The organism is Hymenobacter sp. (assembly GCF_035709525.1).
Lineage (GTDB): Bacteria > Bacteroidota > Bacteroidia > Cytophagales > Hymenobacteraceae > Hymenobacter.
Genome location: NZ_DASTEP010000041.1, coordinates 1 through 9,844, shown reverse-complemented (window position 1 = coordinate 9,844; position 9,844 = coordinate 1). Strand labels below are relative to the sequence as shown.

Annotated in this window: 8 protein-coding genes and 1 rRNA gene; all 9 read right to left on the bottom strand. The window is 57.3% G+C overall.

The features are described from left to right. A 16S ribosomal RNA gene (locus tag VFO93_RS03475) occupies nucleotides 1–333 on the bottom strand; the annotation flags it as partial. An 839-nt stretch (nucleotides 334–1,172) separates the two neighbouring features. Next, a complete protein-coding gene (locus VFO93_RS03470; RefSeq protein WP_325132924.1) occupies nucleotides 1,173–2,408 on the bottom strand; it encodes a serine hydrolase in 1,236 nt (411 codons plus the stop codon). A 204-nt stretch (nucleotides 2,409–2,612) separates the two neighbouring features. Next, nucleotides 2,613–3,869, bottom strand: coding sequence for a hypothetical protein (locus VFO93_RS03465; protein WP_325132923.1), 1,257 nt, complete (start codon nucleotides 3,867–3,869; stop codon nucleotides 2,613–2,615). 90 nt (nucleotides 3,870–3,959) lie between these two features. Continuing rightward, on the bottom strand, nucleotides 3,960–5,297 hold the full coding sequence (locus tag VFO93_RS03460; protein WP_325132921.1) for an APC family permease: 1,338 nt from the start codon (nucleotides 5,295–5,297) through the stop codon (nucleotides 3,960–3,962). A 192-nt stretch (nucleotides 5,298–5,489) separates the two neighbouring features. After that, nucleotides 5,490–6,017 (bottom strand): DUF2480 family protein, encoded by a 528-nt coding sequence (locus VFO93_RS03455; protein WP_325132920.1) that lies wholly within the window; start codon nucleotides 6,015–6,017, stop codon nucleotides 5,490–5,492. 72 nt (nucleotides 6,018–6,089) lie between these two features. Then, on the bottom strand, nucleotides 6,090–6,782 hold the full coding sequence (tsaB, locus tag VFO93_RS03450; protein WP_325132919.1) for a tRNA (adenosine(37)-N6)-threonylcarbamoyltransferase complex dimerization subunit type 1 TsaB: 693 nt from the start codon (nucleotides 6,780–6,782) through the stop codon (nucleotides 6,090–6,092). A gap of 2 nt (nucleotides 6,783–6,784) precedes the next feature. Beyond that, nucleotides 6,785–7,408, bottom strand: coding sequence for a hypothetical protein (locus tag VFO93_RS03445; protein ID WP_325132918.1), 624 nt, complete (start codon nucleotides 7,406–7,408; stop codon nucleotides 6,785–6,787). Between the two features lie 61 nt (nucleotides 7,409–7,469). Beyond that, nucleotides 7,470–9,164 (bottom strand): S41 family peptidase, encoded by a 1,695-nt coding sequence (locus tag VFO93_RS03440; protein WP_325132917.1) that lies wholly within the window; start codon nucleotides 9,162–9,164, stop codon nucleotides 7,470–7,472. Between the two features lie 125 nt (nucleotides 9,165–9,289). Beyond that, nucleotides 9,290–9,727 (bottom strand): ribonuclease P protein component, encoded by a 438-nt coding sequence (locus VFO93_RS03435; RefSeq protein ID WP_325132916.1) that lies wholly within the window; start codon nucleotides 9,725–9,727, stop codon nucleotides 9,290–9,292. Between the last annotated feature and the right edge of the window lie 117 nt (nucleotides 9,728–9,844).

Below are 9,844 nucleotides of genomic sequence, written 5' to 3'. Positions count from 1 at the left end.
CGTAGGAGTCGGGCCCGTATCTCAGTGCCCGTGTGGGGGACCAGCCTCTCAGCTCCCCTAGTCATCGTCGCCTTGGTAAGCCGTTACCTTACCAACTAGCTAATGACCCGCAACCCCATCTATAACCAATAAATCTTTACTAAAGAGACGATGCCGCCACCTTAGCTTATGCGGTATTAATCCGCCTTTCGGCGGGCTATCCCCCAGTTATAGGTAGGTTAGTTACGTGTTACGCACCCGTGCGCCACTATGGTATTGCTACCACCGTTCGACTTGCATGTATTAGGCCTGCCGCTAGCGTTCATCCTGAGCCAGGATCAAACTCTCCATTGTAAAATATTCCTACACCTAGGCGAACCTAGGCTGATGTCGAGTGCTAATCCGACTCGTATTAACGAGTTCAATTTCAATGTTACGTTTTGCTTACTTGCGTAAGCACACTTACCATTTGTCTTTTCCAGTCATTCAAAGAACGTTTGCTGCTTCCAATTGAGGCAACATGGCGAGTTATGTTACAAACCCTTTTCGCTATTTGCAGCGCCCTGTTTTAGTTAGGACTACAAAGGTACGATAAACTTTTTTTATTTTGCAAGCTTTAGAGCGAAAATTTTTAATGTTTTCATCTTTGGCTTGCTGCCGCAGCTTCCGATTGAAGCGTGCTGCAAAGGTAAGAAACTTTTTCGATTTTCAAAATTCAAAGGAGAAGTTTTTAAGCTTTCTCGTTCTGTTTTGTAAATCTAATCAGCTTCGATTAAGCTGATTTTATGAGCTAACTTGCTGTCGGCCAAAAATCTACTTTCGCTATTTCCAAACCCTTATTCTGTTTGGGAGTGCAAAGGTAGCGTTATTTTTTGACTCTCCAAATTTAAGGCGAAAAAAATTTAGCTTTTCAACCTCTGCTTCGGCGTTTCCGATGAGCCGTTTTTGGAACGGGGTGCAAAGGTACGCTAAAAAATTTTGAATTGGCAAAAGAATTTTTCGAGTGTATGGCTCTTGGTTCTTTTTGTCGCCCTCATCCGGTTGAGTTGGGAGTGCAAAAGTACGGCGCGGGCGGCGTGCTGACAACCGGCGGTTTGCTTTTGCCGTATCACCTGGCTTCGCTTGGCGAGGCGAGCGTTCGGGGGTTGGTTAGCAGTCAGCCGGTTAGCCGGCTGGCGGATTTTGGAAAAAATTCAGGGTTGGGGGTCTTTTTCGAAAAAAAGGCTGAGATTGGGACGGTAGCGGCGGGGGCGGCGGGCTTCGTATTGGTAGAAAAGCCGGCCTAGCTGGGCCAGGAAGGGCTCGCCAATGGTATCGTAGTCGTAGGTGGCGTCGTTGATAATGCCATCTTGGTTGGCGTAGAGGACGGCGCTAAGCAGGAATTCGGACTGGTGGAGGGAGTCGGCGAAGTAGGCGACATCGGCTAGGTATCCGTGCGACATGCCCACAATGTTAAAGATGTGGAGGCCGGGCTGGGGCTGGGCCTCGGGGCGGCGGCCGTAGTAGAGGTACTTTTTATAGGCGTCGAAGTACTTGGGAGCGGCGTAGGGGGTGAAGTGACTGGCGTGGGGCGTGAGGTGGAGGTACTGGCGGAGAAAGGCGTGGTCGGCGGACGTAAGGTGGGGACGCTGGGCGGCGGGCAGGGACTCAGGAAAGAGTGCGGTTTGGAGCAGGGCCGTGATATCAGCCAGGGGAAGGTTGTTGGCGGTGGTGAAATCGTAGGGTTGGCGGATGATTTTAGTACCGACTTTGTAGGCACGGCCGGCGAAAACGGGACCCAGCGGTGGCGCGGGCGTGCGGGGGTTGATTTGGGCGGACTGTTTGTAGAGGGTATCGCCGGCCGGAGTGTGGAAGGCCACGGGGTTGGTACGGCGGTTGGCGGCGGTGTCGCAGGGGGCGAAGCGGCGCACGATGCGGCTACCGGGGTAGCCAAGCTGGCGGAGACGGTCGTTGATGGTTTTTTGGCCCAGAAACTCGTAGAGGCGGTTGTAGGCGAGGTTGTCGCTGACGAGCAGCATTCGCTTTATATAATTGCCGACGGTGGCCTGGCGGTTGGTGTCGGCGGGGGTGGCGAAGGGCACGGGCGTTTGGCAGCGGCCAGCGGCCCCAGTAGACATTATCGTGCTCCTGGTAACCGATGCGGGCAGGGTGTGCAGCTTTTCGAGGGCCAGCAGGGCTACGGGCAGCTTGACGAGGCTGGCCGGATTGAAATACTGGCGGGGGTTGAGGTGGTAGGTGTGCTGAGCGAAGTGCGGCACGTTCTGGGCGTCGCGGTTTATCTGGGTGTAGATAAGCTGGAGCTGGTAGGTGGCGGGGTGGCTGAGGACTTTGTTGAGCGCCGGGCTAGTGTGGAGGAGGCTGTCGAGGAAGGGCGAATCGGGATATTGGGCGGTTTGGGCGTGGGCGCGGGCGGTTACTAGTAAGGCCAAGAGAACTAGGATAAGCTTCATAGATGCGGGTATTTTCACACTGTATATAATAAGGAAGGCCGTGATAGTTTTTATCACGGCCTTCTTCGGTTATGGGTAGGCCGCTCTGTTGAGTCACCTACCCTACTCTTGGTATTTTGGCTGGTGGGTTTTGAGCCTGTGCGGGATGCTTGCTACGCTCGCGCCTGGACTACAAAGCCCGAGCTACTTGCCGATGGGCGTGCGGCGCTTGGCCAGCAGCAGGTTGCTGTCGGTTTGGCGCCAGTTGTAGCCGGTGCCGAAGGGCAGCGGGCGGGCGCGGCGCAGGCTGTCGTGGTAGGCGGTAGTGAGTTCAGGCTGGTACTGCTTGGCGAAGAGGTTGATGGGGCGGCGGTAAGTGCCGTAGTAGGTGAATTGCCAGCTAGCCTTCGGGAAATACTTCATGGAGATACCGCTATCGTCTTGCAGCAGGTAGTTGCTACGCTCCAGCACCAGGTTGCGGATTTTAGAGAAATAACTCTTATGCATGAGGTAGGTGGCCGATTTCACGTATGTAGTGAGCGGACCGAGGCTGCGCACGTACTTTAGGGGGGCGTCTTTGGTAGCGAGCTTGTAGTCGCTGAGGTCGGCCGAGAAGTAGTAGACGGTTTTCTCGGAGCCGTCGGGGGCTTGTAGCTTGAGCTCGGCACCGGGGATAGCTTTCGGGCCAGCAGCGCGGGTGGTATCGGCCACTTCGTGGAGCTGGCCTTGGGCGTCGAGCTGCACTGAGCGCACAGCCAGCACGTGGTTGCCGGTGCGAGCGGCAAAGAGCATGATGAGCGGCACGGCCCCGTCGAGGTTCACCGATTTGAGGTCGATGGCCATGTCGTTGGTGCGGAAGAAACTGAAATTCAGCACCGACCACAGCGACTTTTTAACGGCGGGCAGGATGGCGGGGTTGGCCAGGTTTTCGCGGCTGGGCACGCTGCCCACGGGCTCTAGGCCCACCATCACGTAGGTGCTAGCGGTGGGGAAGAGCGTATAGGCATTTAGAAAATCGGGGCCGCTGAAGGGGTAGAACAGCGTGGTAGTGGCCTGGCGCACCGAATCAAGCTCGGTGGCTGCCCATTTCTTCATGGGGTCGGTGTGGGTAGCGCGGTATTTGGCCCAACTTTTTTCTTGGTCTTTGGCAAAGGCCTGCCAGGTGGGCTGGGTGGCTAGCGCGGCCAGCGGGGTTTCGGCTTTGGGCGGCAGGCCGGCGAGGTAGGCGGCTACGTTCTGGACGTTGGCGGTGTCCGGGGCCAAGGGCTTGGTGGCCGTTTTGTCGGCGGTGGCTGGGTCGGCACTGTCGGCCGGGGCGGCGGGGTGCGGCGCGGTGGCTGGCACCTTGGCGGCCGTATCGGCCATTGTTTCGGTGGTCGTGGCTTGTTGCTCGGTGTTCGAATTGGAGCAGGCGGCCAGCAACGCGAGGGCTGGCAATAGGGAAAGCAGAGGACGGCGCATTGGTTGAGAGGCAGGGACTGGCCGAAGGTGAAAGAGCCAGCAAGCGTTAATCGGCAGAAGATAGAAAAGTAAACCGGGCAGTGGCTACACTCAGGGCCGGGGAGTCGGCCGCAGCTTTTGCACCGTGAAATAAACCAGCAGGCCGCCCGCCACGGTGGCCAACCCGTAGAGCGATTCCGTTTGCTTGTCTTTGATAATAAAAACCAGCGTCCAGGCGCTCAGGGCCAGGAAAATAATCGGCGTAAAAGGATAACCCCAGGCGCGGTAGGGACGCGGCAGCTGCGGCTGCCGCCAGCGCAGCACAAATACGCCCAGTACCGTGAGAAACGTGAACAGGTTCAGCACGAAACCCGCGTAGACGAGCACGGCCTGAAAATCGGGTTTTAGAATAAATACCAGGCTAATTGCTACTTGCAGCAACAGCGCGCGCTGCGGAATACCGGCTGGCGTGCGCTGAGCCAGCCAACCTAGGGCGGGCAGGTCTTCCCCCATTGCTTGGGTGATGCGCGGGCCGGCAAAAATCATGGCGCTAATGGTGGACACGAGCAGCGCCGCAATGACGGCCCCGGCAAAGCGGCCCCAGGCGGGGCCGAAGAGATAATTGGCCGAGATGAAACCGATTTCCAGCTGCCCTTTCAGCCAGCTCAGGGGCGTCGAGCGCAGGAACACGAAATTCAGCCCTACATATAATAGGAGTACCACGGCGGTGCCGGTGAGCAGGATGCGCGAGAGATTGCGCTGCGGCTGGTCGATTTCGCCGGTGAGGTAGGCGGCGGCATTCCAACCCGAATAGGCGTAACTGACATACACTAGGCTCACAGCGAAAGTGGGGCTGAGCATGGCGCGCCACCCCGCCGCATAGGGCACGAAGCTCATGGTTTGTGGCTTCCCAGCCAATAAGCCCGCCCCAATGAATGCTACCAACACCCCAACTTTCAGCGCGGTAATGGCTACCTGCAATCGGCTACCCGCTTGAATGCTGAGGCCATGCACCAGCGCCAGCGCTAGCACTACCCCCACGGCCAGTAGCTGCGCGCCCGAGACACCAGCTACTACCGTCCCGGCCAAGGCGGGCCACACGCTTTGAGCGTAGCGGCCCAGCGCCAGCGCGGCCAGCGCCGTGGGCGCAGCAAAGCCCACTGTGGCCGATACCCAGCCCGACAAAAACCCTAGGGCAGGATGATAAATCTGACTGAGGTAGTGGTACTCGCCGCCCGAGCGCGGCATGGCAGCCGCCAGTTCGCCGTAGCTCACGGCCCCGCACAGGGCGATGAGGCCGCCCACCACCCACAGCATCAGCAGCGCAAAGCCATTTTGGATGCCTAGGAGCTGAAACCCAAGACTGGTAAAAACGCCCGTGCCCACCATACTGGCGATGACAATGGAGACGCCGGTACGGAAATTTATTTTATACGATTGTGTTTGCACGCCGGCAAATGTCGGGGCTGCTTTTCGTTTGCGCGCAAAAAAGCCCGCGTCAGAGGTTGGCGCGGGCTTTTTAATTATTTTCCGTTGTCATGCAGAGCGCAGCGAAGCATCTCGCGTGCGTGGTGCAGCATCCTCTACGCTAACAATGAAGCGAGCGAGATGCTTGGCTACGCTCTGCATGACAAACTTAACCTAGGCTTCAGTAGCTACCGCTTTCGGCTTTTTATAAAGCGGCACGGTGCTGCACGGCTCGCCGTACATGATGCTGGCCGCTACTGGCAGCAGCCGCTGCATAATGGCCACGTAAGCAAACGTGGGCACCGGCTTGTCGCCGCAGCCTTTGACTACCAGCTTGGCGTCTTGGTAATCAGCGGGATTGATACCGGCAATGGCCTCCTCGAAAAGCGACTGCTCCAGCGCCCCCAGGTCGCCGAAGACGTAGCGGTGGGCGTGGCCTTGGAGCTTACTGGCCAGTAGCATGTAGGCCCAGGTGGGCACAATGGCATCGGCCGAGCAGATGATGGCCACGTTCTTGCCGTCGTACTGCGTCCAGTCGTGGGTTTTTACGAACTCGCGGAAGTCCTTTTCGCGCAGCATGAGGCCGTGAAAAAGGTTGTCTTTGATGTCGTACACCACCCGGTCGCCGGGGTGAATATACTCCTCCAGGTTGAGGGTAACGAGGCCCGAGGCGGCGACGCGGTTTACAAAAAGCGGCTCCATAGTTTTAGTGCTTGGTGCTTGGTGCCTAAGTGCTTGGGCCAGGTATTTAGCCTAGGCACCAAGCACTGTCAACTAAGCACTACGTGGGGTGGTCGTATAAACTTCTTTTAAATAAAACGGCTCGTAGTAAGCCACATCCTGAAACTCCTGGCGCTGGTAGGCACCTAGGGCCAGCTCGCCGACGCTCACCGCCGAGGGCTGCACGTCGGCCAGGAAGGCGGCGTTGGGGTTGTCGCCTACCAACGGATGAAACTTGGCAGCGCCCGACCCGAAGAATAACACCGAGTGGCGGGCTAATTGTTCGGCCAGGGCCTCGGGGGTGAGGATGAGCGGCGCGGGCGCGGCCAGCTCGTGGCCATCGGCGCGGTAAAGGGCCGTGTACACTTCCTGCCGGCGGGCATCGAGCATGGGCGCGTAGTGGTAGGTAGCGGCGCGGGGCGTGCGGGCGGCTACCTGGTGGGCCAGCGCGGGCAGCGTGCCCACCGCCACCAGCGGAATATCCAGCGCAAAGCACAAGCCCTTGGCCGCCGCCGCCCCAATGCGCAGGCCGGTATAGGAGCCGGGGCCATCGCTCACGGCCACGGCCGCGAGGTCGCGCAGCGTGTGGCCGGTATTGGCCACGAGCTGCTCAATCAAGACCGTGAGGTGCGTGGAATGCGATTTTTCGAGGCGCAGCTCGGACTGGCCGAGCAGGCGACCGTCCTCCATCTGGTGCAGGGCTACGGAGCAGATTGGGGAGGAAGTTTCGAGAGAGAGAAGTAGCATTATTATTTAGCAGGCAAGTAATTAGGATTTTGACTTATGTATTCCTCAATCACTTCTTCTAACTCATAGTCCTCTTCATCCTCTGAAAAATTAGCGATGTACTCATCTAGCTCTTCGCTCGAAAACACAGGACTAATAAGCACCTCGTAGACCTGCTCGGCTAGCAGTTGAGATAAGATTGATTTGTAATTACCCTCAATTACAAACTCAAGCTTATCAGGCCCTTCATCGCAACTCCAAAACTCGTAGCGGCTGATACTCCTAGCTTCTAAAGAAGTTAGAAACCATTGGTCAGCATGTTGATTCTCGCTCCATGAGGTAGTGTGGGCCCGGAACCGCCACATGAAGCCATTCTCAAAATCGCTTACTTCAACTAATTCCTCCAAGAAAGCAGGGATTCCCCAAGCTTCACGATTGGCGTTGAAATTAGTAGCGTCTTGATTTCTGATAAAAGCGGCCCTGGTTTTTGCTGGCTCGGTTCCCTTTGCGTCTAAGGCAGATGCGATTTCTGAGCGAAATTCGCTTGACTTGATTAATTGCTCCCACTCAAGTGGCAATTCAGTTATGCCAGCCAAAATACTTGGCTGCTTCACAAGCTCCCTGAGCTGTTTTTCTCTCTTTTTCATAATTGTTGAGACAAAGAAAAAGCAGACTGGCTAAGTCTGCTTTTTCTTTGAGTATCATCACCTATTTCACCCCCGCCGACTTCCGCGCGCTGGCGGCTTGCCCGCCCGGCTTCAGCAGCGCGGCGTAGCGGTTGGGGTCGTTGAGGACGGCTACGGCGGCCTGGATGTTGGGGTCGTCGTCGAAGCTGGCTTCGGTGCGGCCCTTCTCGTAGTAGTAGCGTGACACGATTTCCGACTCCAGGATTTCCTTGATTTCGGGCTTGAAGCGCTGCAAGTCGTTGGCCTTGTTGACGGTAACTTTCTTCTTGATGGCGTCGAGCTCTAGTTTCACGTCGTCGTAATGCTTTTCCTCCTTCACCTTTTTGGTGAGGTCGGTGAGAGAACGCTCGGCGTCGGTGCTGTAGGCGATGCTCTTGTTCTGGAGGTAGGCTACGAACTTCTGGTAGTCGGCATCGGTGAGCTTGAACTGCTTGGCCGGGGCGATGGTGGCGTGCTCGGAGCGGAAGCGCGTGGCGTAGTCGAAGAGGTAGCTCTTCTGGATGAGCACGCGGGTGATGTCGGCGATTTCGCGGTCTTGCACGTCGATGTCGGGGGCCACGCCGCCGCCGTCGTACACCACGCGGCCGGCCTGGGTTTTGAAGGCCGTGCGCAACGAGTCGGGGAATTTGGTGAGCGCGCCATCCTCGCCGCGGTGCGAGTAGTCGATTTCCTGGATGCAGCGGCCGCTCGGGATGTAGTACTTGGCGGTCGTCACCTTCAGCTGCGAGTTGTAGCTGAGCGGGCGCGTGGCCTGCACGAGGCCCTTGCCGAAGGTGCGCTCACCCACGAGCACGGCGCGGTCGTAGTCTTGCAGCACGCCCGACACGATTTCCGACGCCGAGGCCGAGCGGTTGCTCGTGATGATGGCGATGGGAATCTGGGTATCGAGCGGCACGTCGAGCGCCTTGTAGGTTTTATTCCACTCGGTTACTTTGCCCTTGGTGCTTACCACGTCCAACCCTTTGTCCACAAATAGGTTGGAGATATTCACCGCCTCATTGAGCAGGCCACCGGGATTGTCGCGGATGTCAAATACCAGCTTTTTCGCGCCCTGCTCCTTGAGCTTGGCCACGGCCGTACGCACCTCGCGGCCGGCATCCACGGTAAAGCCGCCGAGCTGGAAATACCCGATATCCGAGGTCAACATGCCGTAGTACGGCACATTATTAACCTGAATTTTATCGCGGGTAATATTGACTTCCACCGGCTTATCCTGGCCGTAGCGCGTCACGATGAGCTTCACCTGCGACTGCGCCTGGCCTTTTAGTAGCTTGCTAATGTCGGCGTTGGTTTTCTTATCAACATTGATATTGTTGATAGTCAGGATTTCGTCGCCGGGCAGCAGGCCGGCTTTCTGAGCCGGGTAGCCTTCGTAGGCGCTCTGCACCACGGTTTTGCCGTTGCGCTTCACCACCACTGCCCCGATGCCGCCGTACTGCCCGGTCGTCATGGTGCGGAAGTCCTCGATATCGTCTTCAGGGATGTAGTTGGTGTACGGGTCCAGCGATTTCAGCATACCGTCGATGCCCGTTTTCACCAGCTTGCCGGGCGTGATTTCGTCCACGTAGTACGTGTTCACTTCCTTGAACAGCGTGGCGAAAATGTCCAGGTTCTTGGCAATCTCAAAGTACCGCTCGCTATCGGAGGCAGCGCGGAAGCTGGCGAGGCCCAGGGTGCCCAGGGCCAGGGTAGCGAGAACTTTTGTACGAGTGGTCATCGGCAGGAAGACGGAGGCAGCGAAGCTAATAAGCGATACAATGCAACTAACGGACCAGTTGGCGTGGCGCAACGGTGCGCCCTATGTAGCCGTGGCGGCTGTATCGCAGGTGAAGATAAGCAATACTACGGCGCGGGTTGCACCGAAGCTTCGGCCAGCAAACGATTAAGCCCGGAAATTAATTTTTTTTCTATCAGCGGCAGCTCACTTTTTTCTTTGCCGGTGTACAGAATGCCTAATAGCGCCACCGGATGGCCGTTTTCGGCTTCGAGCAGCCGGTGTTTGTTGAGGCGGTAGGCCTCGCGCACGAGGCGCTTGAGGCGGTTGCGGTCCACGGCCCGCTTGAAGGTGCGCTTGGGTACCGTGATGAGTACCTCGGGCGGCGCGGTAGTGCGCGCCGGGGCGGGCAGCCACGTCAGGCGCAGCGGGTACACGCCGAGCGAAGGGTTTTGGCGGTTAAAAAGCTGCTCGATGCGTTTTTTGCTGCACAGGTGCTCTTCTTTCGGGAAGGTATAGCTTCTCTTAGGTGCTGACTGAGAGCTATTAGCGATTGGCTCGTTCACGGTATTCTGGCAGAAAAATGTTTCTATCTGTCATGCTGAGCGGAGCGCAGCGGAGTCGAAGCATCTCTACCTCATTACTAACTTCTAACGCTAGCAACGAAGCGGTAGAGATGCTTC